The organism is Pseudomonas sp. D1-36 (genome assembly GCF_051132205.1).
Taxonomy (GTDB): domain Bacteria; phylum Pseudomonadota; class Gammaproteobacteria; order Pseudomonadales; family Pseudomonadaceae; genus Aquipseudomonas.
On sequence record NZ_CP071674.1, the window covers coordinates 4,290,257 to 4,308,632 of the forward strand.

Annotated in this window: 18 protein-coding genes; 8 read left to right on the forward strand and 10 right to left on the reverse strand. The window is 61.4% G+C overall.

Annotated elements, in window-relative coordinates; translation table 11 throughout:
• Positions 1–6: 6 nt before the first annotated feature.
• The 3 genes from J3P76_RS19025 to J3P76_RS19035 all read right to left on the reverse strand — a co-directional run bounded on the left by J3P76_RS19025 (position 7) and on the right by J3P76_RS19035 (position 2,920).
• Positions 7–885, reverse strand: a complete 879-nt coding sequence (locus J3P76_RS19025; RefSeq protein WP_420764431.1) for an ATPase — start codon at positions 883–885, stop codon at positions 7–9.
• Positions 886–992: 107 nt separating this feature from the next.
• Positions 993–1,985 (reverse strand): NAD-dependent epimerase/dehydratase family protein, encoded by a 993-nt coding sequence (locus J3P76_RS19030; RefSeq protein WP_434701131.1) that lies wholly within the window; start codon positions 1,983–1,985, stop codon positions 993–995.
• A 41-nt stretch (positions 1,986–2,026) separates the two neighbouring features.
• On the reverse strand, positions 2,027–2,920 hold the full coding sequence (locus J3P76_RS19035; protein ID WP_434562706.1) for a LysR family transcriptional regulator ArgP: 894 nt from the start codon (positions 2,918–2,920) through the stop codon (positions 2,027–2,029).
• A gap of 98 nt (positions 2,921–3,018) precedes the next feature.
• On the opposite strand from J3P76_RS19035, the gene J3P76_RS19040 reads away from it, so the two are divergent.
• From J3P76_RS19040 to J3P76_RS19055, 4 genes are all read left to right on the forward strand, one after another.
• Complete coding sequence (locus tag J3P76_RS19040; protein WP_434562704.1) at positions 3,019–3,621, forward strand: LysE/ArgO family amino acid transporter; 603 nt, start codon at positions 3,019–3,021, stop codon at positions 3,619–3,621.
• A gap of 174 nt (positions 3,622–3,795) precedes the next feature.
• A complete protein-coding gene (locus J3P76_RS19045) occupies positions 3,796–4,392 on the forward strand; it encodes a superoxide dismutase (protein ID WP_420764427.1) in 597 nt (198 codons plus the stop codon).
• A gap of 353 nt (positions 4,393–4,745) precedes the next feature.
• A complete protein-coding gene (locus J3P76_RS19050; RefSeq protein ID WP_434610005.1) occupies positions 4,746–6,797 on the forward strand; it encodes a putative bifunctional diguanylate cyclase/phosphodiesterase in 2,052 nt (683 codons plus the stop codon).
• Between the two features lie 183 nt (positions 6,798–6,980).
• A complete protein-coding gene (locus tag J3P76_RS19055) occupies positions 6,981–8,324 on the forward strand; it encodes an imelysin family protein (protein WP_420764425.1) in 1,344 nt (447 codons plus the stop codon).
• A 315-nt stretch (positions 8,325–8,639) separates the two neighbouring features.
• On the opposite strand, the gene J3P76_RS19060 is transcribed toward J3P76_RS19055, so the two are convergent.
• From J3P76_RS19060 to J3P76_RS19070, 3 genes are all read right to left on the reverse strand, one after another.
• Entirely contained in the window at positions 8,640–9,875 is a 1,236-nt protein-coding gene (locus tag J3P76_RS19060) for an RNA polymerase sigma factor (protein ID WP_434701132.1), read from the reverse strand.
• A 91-nt stretch (positions 9,876–9,966) separates the two neighbouring features.
• Entirely contained in the window at positions 9,967–10,311 is a 345-nt protein-coding gene (locus J3P76_RS19065; protein ID WP_434562700.1) for a YciI family protein, read from the reverse strand.
• A gap of 55 nt (positions 10,312–10,366) precedes the next feature.
• Positions 10,367–10,801, reverse strand: a complete 435-nt coding sequence (locus J3P76_RS19070; RefSeq protein WP_420764422.1) for a YybH family protein — start codon at positions 10,799–10,801, stop codon at positions 10,367–10,369.
• Positions 10,802–10,942: 141 nt separating this feature from the next.
• On the opposite strand from J3P76_RS19070, the gene J3P76_RS19075 reads away from it, so the two are divergent.
• Positions 10,943–11,428: a GNAT family N-acetyltransferase gene (locus tag J3P76_RS19075; protein ID WP_434562698.1), complete on the forward strand. Its 486-nt coding sequence runs from the start codon at positions 10,943–10,945 to the stop codon at positions 11,426–11,428.
• A 135-nt stretch (positions 11,429–11,563) separates the two neighbouring features.
• Here J3P76_RS19075 and J3P76_RS19080 read toward each other — a convergent pair whose 3' ends face one another.
• Both J3P76_RS19080 and J3P76_RS19085 read right to left on the reverse strand, forming a co-directional pair.
• Positions 11,564–12,052, reverse strand: a complete 489-nt coding sequence (locus tag J3P76_RS19080; RefSeq protein ID WP_434562696.1) for a GyrI-like domain-containing protein — start codon at positions 12,050–12,052, stop codon at positions 11,564–11,566.
• 77 nt (positions 12,053–12,129) lie between these two features.
• Complete coding sequence (locus J3P76_RS19085; RefSeq protein ID WP_434675259.1) at positions 12,130–12,792, reverse strand: LysE family translocator; 663 nt, start codon at positions 12,790–12,792, stop codon at positions 12,130–12,132.
• 207 nt (positions 12,793–12,999) lie between these two features.
• Here J3P76_RS19085 and alaC point away from each other — a divergent pair, with 207 nt between their 5' ends.
• Positions 13,000–14,214, forward strand: a complete 1,215-nt coding sequence (alaC, locus tag J3P76_RS19090; protein ID WP_305496304.1) for an alanine transaminase — start codon at positions 13,000–13,002, stop codon at positions 14,212–14,214.
• Between the two features lie 162 nt (positions 14,215–14,376).
• Here the strand turns inward: alaC and J3P76_RS19095 are convergent, their stop codons facing one another.
• Both J3P76_RS19095 and J3P76_RS19100 read right to left on the reverse strand, forming a co-directional pair.
• Positions 14,377–15,729: a GntP family permease gene (locus tag J3P76_RS19095; RefSeq protein ID WP_305496305.1), complete on the reverse strand. Its 1,353-nt coding sequence runs from the start codon at positions 15,727–15,729 to the stop codon at positions 14,377–14,379.
• Positions 15,730–15,821: 92 nt separating this feature from the next.
• Positions 15,822–16,355: a gluconokinase gene (locus tag J3P76_RS19100; RefSeq protein ID WP_420764418.1), complete on the reverse strand. Its 534-nt coding sequence runs from the start codon at positions 16,353–16,355 to the stop codon at positions 15,822–15,824.
• A gap of 216 nt (positions 16,356–16,571) precedes the next feature.
• Here J3P76_RS19100 and J3P76_RS19105 point away from each other — a divergent pair, with 216 nt between their 5' ends.
• A complete protein-coding gene (locus tag J3P76_RS19105; RefSeq protein ID WP_420764417.1) occupies positions 16,572–17,603 on the forward strand; it encodes a LacI family DNA-binding transcriptional regulator in 1,032 nt (343 codons plus the stop codon).
• Positions 17,604–17,761: 158 nt separating this feature from the next.
• Positions 17,762–18,316: a hypothetical protein gene (locus tag J3P76_RS19110; RefSeq protein ID WP_434562688.1), complete on the forward strand. Its 555-nt coding sequence runs from the start codon at positions 17,762–17,764 to the stop codon at positions 18,314–18,316.
• Positions 18,317–18,376: the final 60 nt, after the last annotated feature.

Here is an 18,376-nt window from a genome sequence, read left to right on the forward strand (position 1 = left end):
GGTTCGTTACTGAGATCGGTTGCTCAGTTGCTGTTGCAGGTACTGGATCTGCGATTGCAACGTGTTGATGTTGCGGGTGACCTGGCCGCGGAAGGCATCGAATTCGGCGGTGTTGCCGGAACGGTTTTCCTGTTGGCTCTTGAGCACGACCATGTCCTGCTCCAAACGCTCGATGGCCGAGTTGGAAGTGGCTCGTTTCAAAGCCGTGATGTCCGCACCGATGCTTTTGAGCTGGGCATCCAGGGCACCACCCTCGCCTTGGTTCTTCAAGGCCGACACTTCCGCCGCCAACGCCTTGACCTGAGCCTGGAGTTCCTTGTTGGCCGCTTGCAGCTGGGTGTTGGTGTTTTCCTGCTGCGAAGCCTGGGTGATCATCTTGGCCAGTTGCGTGTCCAGGTCGGCGGACGGGCCGAAGGCGCCTTGCAGCGCTTTATATTGTTCCTGCAGCTTGCCGTCGAATTGGCGGCCCTGCTCTTGCATCTTGTTTTCCAACTGTCTGATCTGCAGTTTCAAGGCTTCACTGTCGCTCATGACATTGGACTGTCCGGCGACCACCTTGCCGGAAATGTCCTGCAAGCGCCCGGCCGCATCCTCACTGATGCGGGCGAAGCTTTCCTGGGTGGCCACCAATTGCTGTTCCATCAGGGAAATCTGCTGGAAACTCCACCACGCCAGGAAGGCCAGCGCGCACAGCAAGGCTCCGACCAAGGCCCACAGCGGCCCGGTGCTCGGTGCCTTGACCTTCGCCGCCGCAACGGACGCCGGACGCGCCTGCACGTGGGGCGGGCGATTGCTCAGGAAGTCATCGTCATCGGGGATGTCCGCCCGCATCCGCAGGCTCGGTACATCGTCGAAGTCGTCGTTGGCATCGTTACGCGTGGGCATGGGTTCAACCTTTGGGAAATCGGTGGTGACTCGATGCGGCGAGTATAACCCCCTCGCCCGCCGCACCCATTGACCCCGAACCGGGCACTCGGTTCATGACGGGGCGATCAGCGGCCATGCTGGACGCGCCACCAGGCGCAGAATTCATCGAGGGCGGCCCAGAGGCTGACCTTCGGATCATAATCCAGACAGTGCCGTGCCCGGTCGATATCCAGGGTGAAATTCCTGCTCATCACCTGCATGCCCAGGCGTGACAGCGTCGGTTCGGGCCGTCCGGGCCAGATTGCGCAAAGACCTTCGTTCATGGCCGCAACGCTGTAGGCCAGTCCATAGGAGCGGTAACGCCTGACCTGCGGGACTTCCATCTGCCGCATCACATAATTGACCACATCCCACAGCGGGACAGGCACGCCATTGCTGATGTTATAAGCCTTGCCCAAGGCCGAATCGGTGGCCAGCAGGCTGCTGAGCAGCGCTTCGTTGAGGTTCTGTACGCTGGTGAAATCCACTTTGTTCAAGCCGTTGCCAACAATCGCCAGGCGTCCCTTGCGCTGCATTTTAAGCAGCCGCGGGAAAATGCTCATGTCGCCGGCACCGGTGACGAATCGCGGGCGCAGGGCCAGCACTTCCAAACCGAACTCCTGAGCACCGAAGACTTTCTGTTCGGCCAGGTACTTGGTGGCAGCGTAGGGATGCTTGAAACGTTTAGGCACCTGTTCTTCGGTCAATCCCAAGTGGTCACGACCATCGAAGTAGATCGAGGGCGAAGAAAGGTGAACCAGTCGCCGGACCTTTTGCTTCAGACAAGCCTCGACGATGTTCTCGGTGAGCTGGACATTGCCTTGGTGAAAGTCCTGGTAGCGTCCCCATAACCCCACCGAGCCGGCGCAATGCACCACGGCGTCGACATCGCGACACAGGTCCCGGGCCAACATCGGGTCGCCCAGATCGCCCTCGATGAACTCGGCGCCGCGCGTCACCAGGTGCTGGACGTTTTCAGGCCGGCGGCCATTGACCCGAACATCCAGGCCTTGCTCCAGGGCGAAACGCGCAAAGCGTCCGCCAATGAAGCCGCTTACGCCGGTGACCAGAATTTTCATGAAATGCTCCTAAATCAGTTTCGTGCCACAAGCCAGCTGCATCAGTTCACCCCATGCAGCGTGCTGCCTGCCGCTGCGACCAGCTGCTCGGTCAACAAACCGAGCAGCTGCCCGCCATTGCGCCAATGATGCCAGTACAGCGGCACGTCAATCGGCTTATCTGCGAGTAATTCCACCAGTTCGCCTCTGCCCAGTGCATCGCGAACTTGCAGCTCGGGCACTAGCCCCCAGCCAAGCCCCGCCTCGATAAGGCGAAGGAAACCTTCGGATGATGGGCATAAATGGTGTTCGAATCCGCCTTCGACGCCGAGGGAAGCCAGATACCGGTGTTGCAGGAAATCATCCGGGCCGAACACCAGGGCAGGTGTGCGAGCCAGCAGATCGGCGCGCACCCCGCCGGGGAAATGCCGGGCAATGAAGGCGGGACTGGCGAGCGCCCGGTAGCGCATGGCCCCCAGCAACACGCTGCGGGCGCCGGCCACCGGGCGTTCACTGGCGCAAAGACAAGCGGCGACCTCTCCGGCGCGCATGCGCTTGAGGCCTACGGTCTGGTCCTCCACCACTAAATCGAGCAACACATGCTGCTCGGCACAGAATGTCCCCACCGCGCTGGCCCACCATGTGGCCAGGCTGTCGGCGTTCAGCGCAATGCGCAGGCGCTCCGGCAGGCCCTCTTCGTCCAGCGCCGGTACCAGGCTTTGCAGGTCGCGCTCCAGCAAACGCACCTGTTGTACATGGTTGAGCAGGCGACGGCCGATTTCCGTGGGCGTCGGAGGCGTGGCGCGCACCAGCACGGGCTGGCCGACCCGCGCTTCGAGTAGCTTTATCCGCTGGGAGATGGCCGATTGCGACAATCCCAGCACCTGCGCGGCTCGCTCGAAGCCAGCTTGCTCGACAACGCTCGCCAGGGCGGAAAGCAGTTTGTAATCGAACATCAGTTTTCCTTATGGCCGATCAGCATGATTTGTTTTTCTTATACCCCCGCACCCCGGAGAATGGCCAGCAATTTGCGAACTCCTGGAGTGACAACGTTATGTGGCAAAGCTATGTAAACGGGCTGCTGGTGGCCCTTGGGTTGATCATGGCGATCGGCGCGCAGAACGCGTTCGTGCTGGCCCAGAGCCTGCGCCGCGAGCATCACCTGCCGGTGGCTGCGCTGTGCATCGCCTGTGATGCGCTGTTGGTCGCCGCCGGGGTGTTCGGCCTGGCAACGCTGCTGGCCCAGAGCCCATTGTTGCTTTCGATCGCTCGCTGGGGCGGCGCTGCGTTCTTGCTTTGGTACGGCAGCCAGGCGCTGCGTCGGGCCTGTTCGAGGCAAAGTCTGGAGCGGGATGAAAAGCAGGTCGCGCGGTCTCTGCGAACCGTGCTGCTGAGCGCGCTGGCGGTCACGCTGCTCAACCCTCACGTCTACCTCGACACCGTGTTGCTGATCGGCTCTCTCGGTGCCCAGCAGAGCGTGCCTGGCGCCTACGTCGTGGGCGCGGCCAGTGCTTCGCTGCTGTGGTTTTCCACGTTGGCCCTGGGTGCCGCGTGGCTCGCTCCCTGGCTGGCCCGCCCTGCGACCTGGCGCGTCCTGGACCTGCTGGTGGCCGTGATGATGTTCACGGTAGCAGCGCAACTGATCGTGTCGGGCTGATATTCCAAACCGCTCTGGAACCTCTATTCCACACAGTTGTTGCGTGGTTATGCCGCACCCCCGGTGCTATGATCCGACTCCTGCGCCGCAAAGAGTACAAACTCCCCGGCGCTAGTCTGGCCGCCCGTGATCGGCCTTGCGCTCACCGCAACTGACCTGATTAGGAGAATCACCATGGCTTTCGAATTGCCGCCGCTGCCGTACCCACACGACGCACTGGCGCCACACATCTCCAAAGAAACGCTGGAATACCACCACGACAAGCACCACAACACCTATGTCGTGAACCTGAACAACCTGGTGCCTGGCACCGAGTTCGAAGGCAAGACCCTGGAAGAAATCGTCAAGACTTCCTCGGGCGGTATCTTCAACAACGCCGCTCAGGTCTGGAACCACACCTTCTACTGGAACTGCCTGACGCCTAACGGCGGCGGCCAACCTACCGGCGCGCTGGCTGAAGCCATCAATGCTGCCTTCGGTTCGTTCGACAAGTTCAAGGAAGAATTCAGCAAGACGTCCATCGGCACCTTCGGTTCCGGTTGGGGCTGGCTGGTGAAAAAGGCTGACGGTTCCCTGGCCCTGGCCAGCACCATCGGCGCCGGCAACCCGCTGACCAGCGGCGACACCCCGCTGCTGACCTGCGACGTCTGGGAGCACGCCTACTACATCGACTACCGTAACGTGCGTCCAAAATACGTCGAGGCGTTCTGGAACCTGGTGAACTGGGAGTTCGTGGCTCAGCAGTTCGAAGGCAAGACCTTTACTGCCTAAGCTGTGATGTCTTGAAAAACGGCGCTTTTCCGACGGGAAAGCGCCGTTTTTTTTAGACTTGGATTGCTCTGCGCGAGCGAGCTTGCCCCTCGGCAAGCTTCGCGGTGATCAAGCAATATCGCCCCAGGTAAATGACCTCGCGTCCGAAAAACCAATAAAAATCCCGCCTAGCCTCAAGTTGCAGGCCCTTCCAACCGAAACAATGGTCGTAGAGTCATCACTCTGCAAACACCGTATAACGGCCAGGTTTCAGGCGAAATCCCTTGTGTTTGATTGTCCCTTTGACTGACATCACAGGATTGCCAATACTCATGGCATCTTGACGCTACCCGCACGGAACAAGGAATCCCTCTTTGAAGCTGGAACTCAAAAACAGCTTGTCTGTGAAGTTGCTCCGGGTCGTGCTCCTCTCGGCGTTGATCGTTGGCATGGTTTTAAGCTGCGCCCAGATCGTATTCGACGCCTACAAAACCAACCGGGCCGTCGCCGACGACGCCCAGCGCATCCTCGATATGTTCCGCGATCCGTCCACCCAGGCGGTCTATAGCCTGGACCGCGAGATGGGCATGCAGGTGATCGAAGGCCTGTTCCAGGATGAAGCCGTGCGCATGGCGTCCATCGGGCATCCGCGCGAAACCATGCTGGCCGAAAAAACCCGGCCTCTGCAGAAGTATGAAAGCCGCTGGCTGACCGACCTGATACTGGGCCAGGAGCGGACCTTCACCACGCAACTGGTGGGCCGCGGCCCCTACAGTGAATATTATGGCGACCTGAGCATCACGCTCGACACCGCCACCTATGGCCAGGGCTTTATCGTCAGTTCGGTCATCATCTTCATTTCCGGAATGCTGCGGGCTCTGGCCATGGGCCTGGTGCTGTATCTGGTCTACCACTGGCTGTTGACCAAGCCGCTGTCGCGAATCATCCAGCACCTGACCGAAATTAACCCGGACCGCCCCAGTGCCCACAAGATCCCGCAGCTAAGGGGTCACGAGCACAACGAACTGGGCCTGTGGATCAACACCGCCAATCAATTGCTGGCCTCCATCGAGCGCAACACCCACCTGCGCCACGAGGCTGAAAACAGCCTGCTGCGCATGGCCCAGTACGATTTCCTGACCGGCCTGCCCAATCGCCAGCAACTGCAACAGCAACTGGACAAGATCCTCGTGGATGCCGGACGTCTGCAACGTCGCGTCGCGGTGCTGTGCGTGGGGCTGGATGATTTCAAGAGCATCAACGAACAGTTCAGCTACCAGACCGGTGACCAGCTGCTGCTTGCCCTGGCCGATCGGCTGCGCGCCCACAGCGGACGCCTCGGCGCATTGGCGCGACTGGGCGGCGACCAGTTTGCGCTGGTCCAGGCCGATATCGAGCAACCCTATGAAGCCGCCGAACTGGCCCAGAGCATTCTTGACGACCTGGAAGCGCCGTTCGCGCTGGACGACCAGGAGATCCGCCTGAGGGCGACCATTGGCATCACCTTGTTTCCTGAAGACGGCGACAGCACCGAAAAGCTGCTGCAAAAAGCCGAGCAGACCATGACCCTGGCCAAGACCCGCTCGCGCAATCGTTATCAGTTCTACATTGCCAGCGTCGACAGCGAGATGCGCCGCCGTCGCGAATTGGAAAAGGACCTGCGCGAAGCCCTGTCGCGGGAGCAGTTCACCCTGGTGTACCAGCCGCAGATCAGCTATCGCGACCTGCGCGTGGTGGGCACCGAAGCGCTGATTCGCTGGAACCATCCCGAACACGGTTTCGTGCCGCCAGACCTGTTCATTCCTCTGGCCGAGCAGAACGGCACGATCATCGCGATCGGCGAATGGGTCCTGGACCAGGCTTGCAAGCAGCTGCGGGACTGGCATGACCAGGGCTTCGTCGACCTGCGCATGGCGGTCAACCTGTCCACCGTGCAGCTGCACCACGCCGAGCTGCCCAGGGTGGTGAACAACTTCCTGCAGATGTACCGCCTGCCGCCGCGCAGCCTGGAGCTGGAAGTCACCGAGACCGGCCTGATGGAGGACATCACCACCGCTGCCCAGCATTTGCTGAGCCTGCGCCGTTCCGGCGCGCTGATCGCCATTGACGATTTCGGCACTGGCTACTCATCGCTGAGTTATCTCAAGAGCCTGCCGCTGGACAAGATCAAGATCGACAAGAGCTTCGTCCAGGACCTGCTCGATGACGAAGACGATGCAACAATCGTTCGCGCCATCATCCAACTGGGCAAGAGCCTGGGTATGCAGGTCATTGCCGAAGGTGTCGAGACTATCGAGCAGGAGGCGTACATCATTTCCGAGGGCTGCCATGAAGGCCAGGGTTACTACTACAGCAAACCCCTGCCCGCGCGGGAGTTGGGCCTTTACCTGAAGCAGGCGGAGCGCATCAAGGCTTCCATCGTCTGATCCTCGCCGGCCCCGTCATCGGAAATTTCTTACGGACGTCGTCGAAAGACAGCGATCCGCTCGAGTGAATAAGAAATATTTACAGGCACAACCCTTTACACATAATGCAAATCTTTCGCATTATGTCGCAGTTTTGCGCGCCCTCGCGCCTGTCCCATTCATCACCGAAGCAGGATGTTCGCCATGATTCGTATGCCTCTGGCTACCGCCAGTCTGTTGGCCATTGCTATTTCCCTCGCCGGTTGCGGCGAAGGCAAAGACAAGGCCGCCGCGCCGCAAGCGCCAACGCCGGCCGCCAGCACCGCTGCACCGGCTGCCCCCGCTGCCGCTGGCAAGATCGATGAAGCCGCCGCCAAGGCTGTTGTCGCGCACTACGCCGACATCGTCTACGCCGTCTACAGCGATGCCGAATCCACCGCGAAAAACCTGCAGACCGCCGTCGATGCCTTCCTGGCCAAGCCGAACGCCGACACCCTGAAAGCCGCCAAGGCTGCCTGGGTCGCCGCACGCGTGCCATACCTGCAGAGCGAAGTGTTCCGCTTCGGCAACACCATCATCGACGACTGGGAAGGTCAGTTGAACGCATGGCCCCTGGACGAGGGCTTGATCGACTACGTCGACAAATCCTACGAGCATGCCTTGGGTAACCCGGGCGCCACCGCCAATATCATTGGCAACACCGAGGTCCAGGTCGGCGAAGACAAGGTCGACGTCAAGGACATCACCCCGGAAAAACTCGCCAGCCTGAACGAGCTGGGCGGTTCCGAGGCCAACGTCGCCACCGGCTACCACGCCATCGAATTCCTGCTGTGGGGCCAGGACCTCAACGGCACCGGCCCTGGCGCTGGCAATCGCCCGGCCTCGGATTACCTGGAAGGCGCCGGCGCCACGGGCGGCCACAACGATCGTCGTCGCGCCTACCTGAAGTCCGTCACCCAGCTGCTGGTCAACGACCTGCAGGAAATGGTCGGCAACTGGAAGCCGAACGTAGCCGACAACTATCGCGCCACCCTGGAAGCCGAGCCTGCCGAAACCGGCCTGCGCAAGATGCTGTTCGGCATGGGCAGCCTGTCCCTGGGTGAACTGGCGGGCGAGCGCATGAAAGTCTCCCTGGAAGCCAACTCCCCGGAAGACGAACAGGATTGCTTCAGCGACAACACCCACAACTCGCATTTCTACGATGCCAAGGGCGTGCGTAACGTTTACTTGGGTGAATACACACGCGTAGACGGCACCAAGATGACCGGTGCCAGCCTGTCGTCCCTGGTGGCGAAGGCCGACCCGGCCGCCGACACCGCGCTCAAGGCCGACCTGGCCGATACCGAAGCGAAGATCCAGGTCATGGTGGATCACGCCAACAAGGGTGAGCACTACGACCAACTGATCGCCGCTGGCAACACCGCGGGCAACCAGGTCGTGCGCGACGCCATTGCCGCCCTGGTCAAGCAGACCGGTTCGATCGAACAGGCCGCAGGCAAGCTGGGCATCAGCGACCTGAACCCGGACAGCGCTGATCACGAGTTCTGATCAACGCCGGTTCGGTCACCGATAAACCCGTGGGAGCGAGCTTGCTCGCGATGGGGTCTACCAGCCAACCATGATGTTGGCTGGGCCACCCCCATCGCGAGCAAGCTCGCTCCCACGTTGGTTTCTGGATACATGAATTCCATGCGTGCGATAACCTCCCTTGTGGGAGCGAGCCTGCTCGCGAAGGCGGTGGGTCAAGCGCAGTGATGCAGGATTTGCCGACGCAGCAGCTCCTTCATATAGCCGACACATCGCAGGGGGCCGCTTCGCGCCCCAGCGGGAGCAAGCTCCCTCGCCACGGGCCTGCTCGTGCCATCAGTGCAAGCCGGCAAGCCTGGCTTCGATAAACCGCCGCTCCGGCAACTGCTGCGTCAACGCCAGCGCACGACGGTACGCCGCCCTCGCCTCCTCCACCCGTCCCAACTGCCGACAAAACTCCGCCCGCGCCGAATGGGCCAGGTGATAGTCGGTCAATTCACCCCTACCCAGTATTCCATCGATCAGGCTCAGCCCAGCCTGCGGCCCGTCGCGCTTGGCCAAGGCGGCCGCGCGGTTGAGTTCGATGACCGGCGATGGCACGGCACGCAGCAGCACATCGTAGAGGCCGACGATCTGCGGCCAGTCGGTTTGCTGCGCTGTCGGCGCTTCGGCGTGCACCGCAGCGATCGCCGCTTGCAGGCAATACGGTCCGAACCGCCGGGTATTGAGCGCCGCCTCGATCATGGCGCAGCCTTCGGCAATCATTGCCTGGTCCCACAGCGATCGGTCCTGTTCATCCAGCAAGACCAGCTCACCGGTCATGGAAGTCCGCGCCGGCCGCCGCGATTCGTGCAACAGCATCAATGCCAGCAACCCCATGACTTCGGCTTCGGGCAACAGCTCCATCAACAGGCGTGCCAGGCGTATGGCTTCGCGGGTCAGGTCTTCCCGGGTCAACTCGGCGCCCATCGACGCCGAGTACCCTTCGTTGAACACCAGGTAGATCACGCGCAGGACGCTGTCGAGGCGTTCAGGCAATTCGGTGCGGGACGGCACCTGGTAAGGAATTCGTGCATCACGGATCTTCGCCTTGGCCCGCACGATGCGCTGGGCGATGGTCGCCGGCGCCGCGAGAAATGCGTGGGCGATCTCCTCGGTCGTCAGGTCGCACACTTCTCGCAGGGTCAACGGCACTTGGGCGTCAGCCGCCAGCGCGGGGTGGCAGCAGGTGAAAATCAGCCGCAGGCGATCGTCTTCCACGTCCTCGTCACTCCAATCGGCCTGCTCCAGTTCCTCGAGCTGCGCAATCAGCATCGATTGAGATGCCGCGAAGCGCGCCCGCCGGCGCAGGCCGTCAATCGCCTTGAACCGCCCCGCCGATACAAGCCAGGCTCGCGGATTGTCCGGCACTCCGTCGCGCTGCCAGCGCTCCACCGCGATGAAAAAGGCCTCGTGCATAGCCTCTTCAGCGAGGTCGAAGTCTCCCAGCAGGCGAATCAGGGTCGCCAGGATCCGCCGCGAGTCCTGCCGGTAGACCTGCTCGACCCGCGCCTTGACCACTTCGGCCGACATCAGCCGGACAGCCCCCTGGTCACTGGGCTGATGGATCGCATGGAAGAAACAAGCTCAAGGTTCATGGAAGCAATCCTGTTGATCATCGTTTTCAAGGATTCAATTGACGTACCGGTCGAACCTCGACACAGCCGACCCGGGCCGCCGGTATGTGGCCGGCGACCTGGATGGCTTCATTCAGGTCCTTGGCGTCGATCAGGTAGAAGCCCGCCAATTGCTCCTTGGTTTCGGCGAACGGGCCATCGGTGATGGACAGCTTGCCGCCGCGCATGCGCACCGTGGTGGCGGTCTGCACCGACTCCAGGGCTTCGGCCGCGACCATCCGGCCACTGCCCTGGACTGATTCGGCGTAGGCCATGCATTCGGCGTCCTCGGGACTGTCCGGCGAGTTGTGCAGGACCTCTTCGTTGCTATACACCAGGCATAAATACTTCATGGAGAGCTCCGTGATCGGCTGATCGACAAGGATGGCAGAAGCGAACCGCAGCCGCTCAGGGCTGCAAATCGAAAATCGCCGTCCCGGCCATGGGATCGAACGGCGCGGACCAATGCTCGTGGACGATTTTCCACTGCCCGGCCGAACGTTTGTAGCAGGCCGTCACGCGCATCCAGCAGGCCTGCTCCTCGCCCTTATCGTTGGTGCCACCGCAATAAGCCAGCCAGTGGGCAAACGCAATGTCATCGGCTGCGTTGATCTGCACCTGGTGAAAATCGAACTTGTGCGGGCCGGGGCACATTTCCATGCAAGCCTCCCAGTGCGCCCGGTAGGCGACCTTGCCCTTGAATTGCAAGGCCTGGATGGCGTCGAACGAAACGATGCCATCGTCATAAAGTGCCATGACCTTTTCTACATCCTTGGCCATGACCGCTTGGCGATAAGTATCGATCAGGGTCTGGATCTCGGTATCGGCAGCTTGGGTATTCATGGTGATTCTCCGCAGGTTTTTGTTAGAGACACCCTTTGTCGTTTGGAGAAACGGCAAATCGACAGCTAAACAAAAATAATCCATAGAAAAAATTTCGCTAGAATCCAAGGTCCATTCTGTCGACAAACAACGGACGTTTTCGTGACTGCTCAGCTCGTACCCTATGAAGACCTGACCCCACTGCAACGGCAACAGGTCGAATCCATCGAGATTTACCCCGACCAAATCAAGTTCTCTGGCGACATCCACGGCGCGCTGCACACACTGCTGTCCAAGCCCGGCCCAGGGGTCAAGGGCTTCGCCTTGTTGGACGACGAGGTGCCCGTGGCGTTCCTGCTGCTCAAGCGCCCGCCCGTGCTGCCGGCCTGGGCCAACGAACACAGCGCGACCCTGCACGCGTTGCAAGTTGACCACCGCGCCCAGGGCAAAGGCTATGGCAAGGCGTGCCTGCAAGCGCTACCCGCCGCGGCCCGCGCGGCCTGGCCGGAAATCAGGGGATTGGAGCTCTCCGTCGATGCTGACAACCACTCGGCCATCGGCCTCTACACCCGACTGGGCTGGGTCGACAGTGGCGAAGCCTACAAAGGCCGCATCGGTTATGAGCGGCGGATGGGGTTGGTGTTTTGACAAACAGGGCCAACGATCAATAGCTGCAAAGTCTGGCGGCGAGCTTGCTCGCGATGAGGGCATATCGGTCGTCGTCGACGTTGGCTGATCCGCCGCTATCGCGAGCAAGCTCGCTTCCACAGGGACCCGAGGCGATCAACTCGGCTTGAGCGGTATCCAGATTTCCAGGTGGCCTTCGCCGGTCCGGGGATTGAAATCTTCACTGTAGCGCTCAAACTCCGGTTCATCCGCCGCCTGATGGCCGGATTGGGGCAGCCATTCTTTCCAGATGTATTGGAACGTATCCGGCAGATCCTTGAGCGGCCCTTTGTGCTCGAAGACCGCGTAGGACCCGGGCTGGATCTCGATCCAGCGATATTGTTCGGGTAGGTCGTCGAGCCGGCTGATTTCCACGCCAGCGATGTACTCGAAGCCGCCCTGGCCGTCCGGGTTGCAGCACACCCCGTACGTCACCTCGTCTTTCTGTCCGGGCACCTTGCCGAGCCAAGGCAGGAATTTTTCCCAGAGCTGCGGGATGTCCTGGGCGGTTTCCTGGGTAAAACGCGCGCCGAAACCGGCGATGAGCTGAAAGCGTCCCTGCTCGAAGCGCGGCTCGGTTGCGTTAGCGCGTTTTTGCGTTTCCATTGCTCATCACTCCGAAAACTTGAAGTCGGGTTTGGCAGTATAGAAGCCAAACCGTAATTGCCAGGCCGTTTCGCTTGTTAAAGTCCCGGCAAGCTGGGGGCGTTTACCGTTCCTACAAACTCGTTATAACCAGAAACGATCACGTAGACCGCGAAATAACAGAAGATCGCCGCCGATGCCCAATAGGAGTACCGCAGCAACTTATCGCCTAGCATTTTCCCGCCCTGGGTCGCTGCCAGGCACAGGCCAGCGCTCCAAAGCAGCCCGGCGCTGAGGAATCCGCCCAGGAACAAGGCCGAGCTGAGCACGGTGCCGCCACCCGAGCGGGCGATGAGCGTTCCGCCCACTGCGGCGAACCAGAGAATGGCGCTGGGCGATGACATGGCGAGGAAAATCCCGCGAAAAAATTCCTGGCGCGGCGAGTTGGCCCGAGTCTCGCCCGCCTCAGCCAGCACCGCGTTGTGATAGATCGCCGAATGAACCATTTTCGCCGCGAAATACAAGAGCAGCACCGAGCCGCCAATCCACAGCGCCCAACGCACCGGTTCGTATTGCAGCAAAACGGTCATCCCGGCCAGCGCCAGGACTGCATAGACCAGGTCGCCCACGCACGTGCCCAGGCCCAAGGCGAAGCCTTGGAAATAGCCGCGTTGCATCGCCAGCGTGATCATCGCGATGTTGGCCACGCCAATGTCCAGGCACAGCGAAAGACTCAGCAGGAAGCCGCTGGAAAATTCCATGATTCGTTCCATCAGGATTGGATAGGCGTGTTCAGCCGCCTGCGGGGCCTTTCGGGGGCGCCGCAGCCAGGGCGACAGTGTCGTCGAAAATAGTTCGGCGCGGCTACTGGACAATTCGACATCCGCCCGATTATCTTGCGCCGCAGGCCACCGCAGTGGCCAACGTCGCTCGGACGGTTCCGGGCGCTCACGTATCTCGAGGCAACAATGGCCGAACAAGGTTCGCCGCGCCGCTTTGCGCGCATCGATCGACTCCCCCCGTACGTATTCAATATCACTGCCGAGCTGAAGATGGCTGCGCGTCGGCGCGGCGAAGACATCATCGACTTGAGCATGGGTAACCCCGATGGCGCCACGCCCCCACATATCGTGGAGAAGTTGGTCACCGTCGCCCAGCGTGAAGACACTCACGGCTACTCCACGTCCAAAGGCATCCCGCGCCTGCGCCGCGCCATTTCGCGTTGGTACAAGGACCGCTACGAGGTGGACATCGACCCGGAAAGCGAAGCCATCGTCACCATCGGTTCCAAGGAAGGCCTCGCGCACCTGATGCTGGCGACCCTGGACCAGGGCGACACGGTGCTGGTGCCCAACCCCAGCTATCCGATCCACATCTACGGCGCGGTGATCGCCGGCGCCCAGGTGCGTTCGGTGCCGCTGGTGCCCGGCGTGGATTTCTTCGATGAGCTGGAGCGGGCCATTCGCGGTTCGATCCCCAAGCCGAAGATGATGATCCTCGGCTTCCCGTCCAACCCGACCGCGCAATGCGTGGAGCTCGATTTTTTCGAACGGGTCATCGCCCTCGCCAAGCAATACGACGTGCTGGTGATCCACGACCTGGCGTACGCCGACATCGTGTATGACGGCTGGAAAGCGCCGTCGATCATGCAAGTGCCAGGGGCCAAAGACATCGCGGTGGAGTTCTTCACCCTGTCCAAGAGCTACAACATGGCCGGCTGGCGCATCGGTTTCATGGTCGGCAACCCGGAACTGGTCAGCGCCCTGGCGCGGATCAAGAGCTACCACGACTACGGCACCTTCACCCCGCTGCAAGTGGCCGCCATCGCCGCCCTCGAAGGCGACCAGCAATGCGTGCGCGACATCGCCGAGCAGTACCGCCAGCGCCGCAATGTGCTGGTCAAGGGCCTGCACGAGCTGGGCTGGATGGTGGAAAACCCGAAGGCGTCGATGTACGTCTGGGCCAAGATCCCCGAAGCCTATGCGCACCTGGGCTCACTGGAGTTTGCCAAGAAGCTGCTGGCCGAAGCCAAGGTCTGCGTCTCGCCGGGGGTGGGGTTCGGGGAATATGGGGATGATCACGTGCGCTTTGCGCTGATCGAGAACCAGGACCGGATTCGCCAGGCGGTGCGGGGGATCCGTGGGATGTTCCGGGCGGATGGGTTGGCTGGCAAACAAGCCTGACGGCCAACCACAACTTCTATGTGGCGAGGGAGCTTGCTCCCGCTCGACTGCGAAGCAGTCGCAAACCGGTCGCCTCACTCCATGAGACGGAGTTGACTGGATTGGGGCCGCTTCGCGGCCCAGCGGAGCAAGCTCCCTTGCCACAGTTAGTCCAAGGTGTTCTTAGATCACCAGCGACAGCAGCAGGATGAAGATCAAGCCCACCACGGACAGAATGGTTTCCATCGCGGTCCAGGTCTTGAAAGTCTCGGCCACGGTCATGTTGAAGTACTGCTTGACCAGCCAGAAACCCGCATCGTTGACGTGGGACAGGATCAGCGAACCGGCGCCGGTCGCCAGCACCAGCAGCTCACGGTTCACGCCCGGCATCATCCCCACGACAGGCACCACGATCCCCGCACCGGTAATGGTCGCCACGGTCGCTGAGCCTGTGGCGATACGGATCACCGCCGCCACCAGCCACGCCAGCAGGATCGGCGAAATCTGTGCACTCACCGCCATGTGACCGATCACATCGCCCACACCGCTGGTCACCAGCATCTGCTTGAAGCCACCACCAGCACCGATGATCAGGATGATCGCGGCGGTCGGGGCCAGGCTCGCGTCGAGCCATTTCAACATCTGGCTGGAACCGATCCCCTGTTTGTAGCCGAAGGTGTAAAGCGATAGCAGCAACGCCAACAACAGCGCCGAGATCGGGTGGCCGATCATGTCCATCCAGACGCGGAAGAGGTTGCCATCCGGCAGCGCCACATCAGCGAACGTCTTGAGCAGCATCAGGAACACCGGCGAGAGCACGGTGATCAGGGTGATGCTGAAGCTTGGCAGCTCGGCGGCGTTCGTCTCACGGGCCAGTTGGTCCACCAGTTCCTGATTTGGATGCCCGGGGATGTGCTTGGCGATGAAGGTACCGAAGATCGGGCCGGCAATGATAGCGGTCGGCAGCGCGACGATCAGGCCATAAAGAATGGTCTTGCCGATGTCGGCGCCGAAGATGCCGATCGCCAGCAGCGGCCCCGGGTGCGGCGGCACCAGGCCGTGGACCGCGGAGAGGCCGGCCAGCAGCGGGATACCAATCTTGATGATCGACACGCCGGTGCGGCGCGCCACGATGAACACCAACGGAATCAGCAACACGAAGCCGATTTCGAAGAACAGCGGGATGCCCACCAGGAACGCGGCGAACATCATCGCCCACTGCACCTTTTCCTTGCCGAAGGCACGGATCAGCGTCTGGGCGATCTGATCGGCCCCGCCCGATTCAGCCATCATTTTTCCGAGCATCGTGCCCAGCGCCAGGATGATGCCGACAAAACCGAGCACGCCACCGAAGCCGTCCTGGAACGCCTTGATGATGGTGCCGGTCGGCATGCCCGACGTCAGGCCGAGGAACGCGGCGGCGATGGTCAGCGCAATGAACGGGTGGAATTTGAACTTGGTGATAAGGACGATGAGTCCGATCACCGTGACCACTGCATCAAGCAGTAGAAACGTCTCGTGGGACATGCCGAACATGGGAGGTGTCTCCTGATTTGTTGTTGTTATTGAAGCAGTTATTTATGGGCCGTCGGGACAGCGCTATCTTTCTGACGCATATTTTTCGAAACTCAGCCGGCGAGTTTCAAACCGTGGGCCAGCCACCAGACGTAGGCCTGGCGGGCCAATTCATCGATGCTGTGGCTGGACGCGTCCAGAGCCAGGGTCAGGGGCTCGCCGACAGGGGATTCGAGGGTGGCAAACTGGCTGTCGATCAGGGTCGACGGCATGAAATGGCCCGGACGGTGGGAGACACGATCGGCAGCCACTTCGGGGGTCAATTCAAGGAATACGAAGCCCAGGCCCGGCAGGGCGCTGCGTAGGCGCTCGCGGTAGCTGTGCTTGAGGGCCGAGCAGGTCAGCACCGGGCGCTCGCCCGTGCCGTCGACACGACGCAACTCGTCGCACAGGCTGTCGAGCCAGCCGGCACGGTCGTCGTCAGTCAAGGGAATACCGGCGCTCATCTTCTGAATGTTGGCCGCGGGGTGGAACGTGTCGCCTTCGATGGCGGTGGCGCCGCTCAGTTGGCACAGGGCCTGGCTGACGCAAGTTTTGCCGCAACCGGCAACGCCCATGATGACCAGGGCGGTGATTGGATTATTCATGTAACACCTCAGCGCGCAGACAGCGCTACCTTTGCCAGTTATGACACCGCAGCAAAAGCAGAAGTTGCCGACGCCTTCTTGTCATTTTTGTGGTTGCAGCATGTTCGTCCACGACACCCACGGGACAGGGATCAGGCAAACCCTGTCAACGCATTTGCAGCCGCGCCGAGACAGCGCTACCTTAGTGCCTTGATTTTTGTTTGGCAAGCCGCCCTGATGACCGCCCCTAAAAACGATAAGAATACTCGCACCACCGGTCGCCCCACGCTCAATGAAGTCGCCCGCCTGGCCGGGGTCAGCCCGATCACCGCCTCCCGTGCCCTGCGCGGCGTCAGCACCGTGGCCGTCGAACTGGTGGACAAGGTCCGCCAGGCCGCCCTGGAACTCAATTACGTCGTCAATCCCGCGGCCCGGGCCTTGGCTTCGGCCCAGAGCCATTCAGTGGTGGTACTGGTGCCGTCACTGTCCAACCTGTTGTTCATCGACACCCTGGAAGCCATCCATCGCGTCTTGCGGCCCAAGGGATTCGAAGTGGTGATCGGCAACTACCATTATTCCCGGGACGAAGAAGAAGACCTGCTGCGCAATTACATGGCCTATCAGCCGCGCGGTCTGTTGCTGACCGGATTCGACCGGACCGAAAGCGCCCGGCGCATGATCGAGGCCAGCAATATCCCCTGCGTGTACATGATGGAACTGGATCCGGGCGCCGGCCTCAACTGCGTGGGATTCTCCCAGCTCCAGGCCGGCGAGACCGCCGCCGAGCATTTGATCTCCCGAGGCCGCAAGCGCCTGGCCTACATCGGCGCGCAACTGGACCAACGCACGTTGCTGCGCGGCGAAGGCTTTCGTCGCGCCCTCCAGAAGGCCGGGCTCTACGACCCTGACCTGGAAGTGCTGACCCCTCGCCCGTCGTCGGTGGGCCTGGGCGGCGAATTGTTCCTGCAATTGCTGGCCAGCCATCCAGACGTCGACGCGATTTTCTTCGGCAACGACGACCTGGCCCACGGCGCCCTGCTCGAAGCGTTGCGCTGCGGCATCAGGATTCCCGAACAGGTTTCGATACTGGGCTTCAACGACCTGCCCGCTTCGGCCCACATGGTCCCGCGCTTGAGCAGCATCAGCACCCCGCGAGAAGAAATCGGCCGGCGCGCCGCCGAACAGATGCTCACGTTGATGGCCGGCAACCGCATCGCCCAGCCGGTCGTCGACCTGGGTTTCGAACTCAAGATTCGCGAAAGCACCTGAGCGCCCCGCCACCCTGCGGTCGATCCATGCCGACGAACGGCAAGGATTGGCCGCACCGCGCTGTGCGTTTCGCCTGTAGCCCTTGAAAAACGGGGCCTTGCGCGACGGCATGGTAATTGCTCCCACCATCGCTCAGCCATTACCTACGGGTACACATCATGTTGGTCAGCGTAAAACAACAAGCGATAAACCTGCCCCTCAAACGCCCCGGCGAAGACCCGACCGCCGAAGCCGCCAGCGGCTTGCAAAGCGCCGCCCTGCAATCGCTGCGTGACAACGTCCAGGCCCAGGCCAACCAGGGCAGCACCCAGGTCCAGGAATCCATCACCCGGCAAGCCACGCAGCAGGTCAACGCCGCCACCGCCATCAGCGACAACGTCGACGAGGCCTTCGCCAAGACCCGCGTGCAACTGCAGACCGTCGCTTCGTCAGCCGCCGACGAGGCGAAGAAAGCACGCAGCTCTGCCATGACGGAGTTCAAGGAATACATGAGCAAGACGCCTGAAGAACGCTTGCGTGACAGCATTCTTGAGGAAATGGGCATCACTGAAGAAGAGTACGCGCAGATGCCGCCCGAGAAGCAACGGGCGGTCGGCGAGGAAATTGCCCAGCGCATGCAGGACAAGGCCGCGATGGCGCAGGTGGAAAAAGCCCAGGAAAGCCGGACGGATGAGAAGAATCCGGCCACGGACATGTTCCTCGCCTCGCTGTAGACCTTGCAGACAGGCGCCGGAGATGTCCCGGCGCATTGTTTGTTCCCTTATAATCGCCCA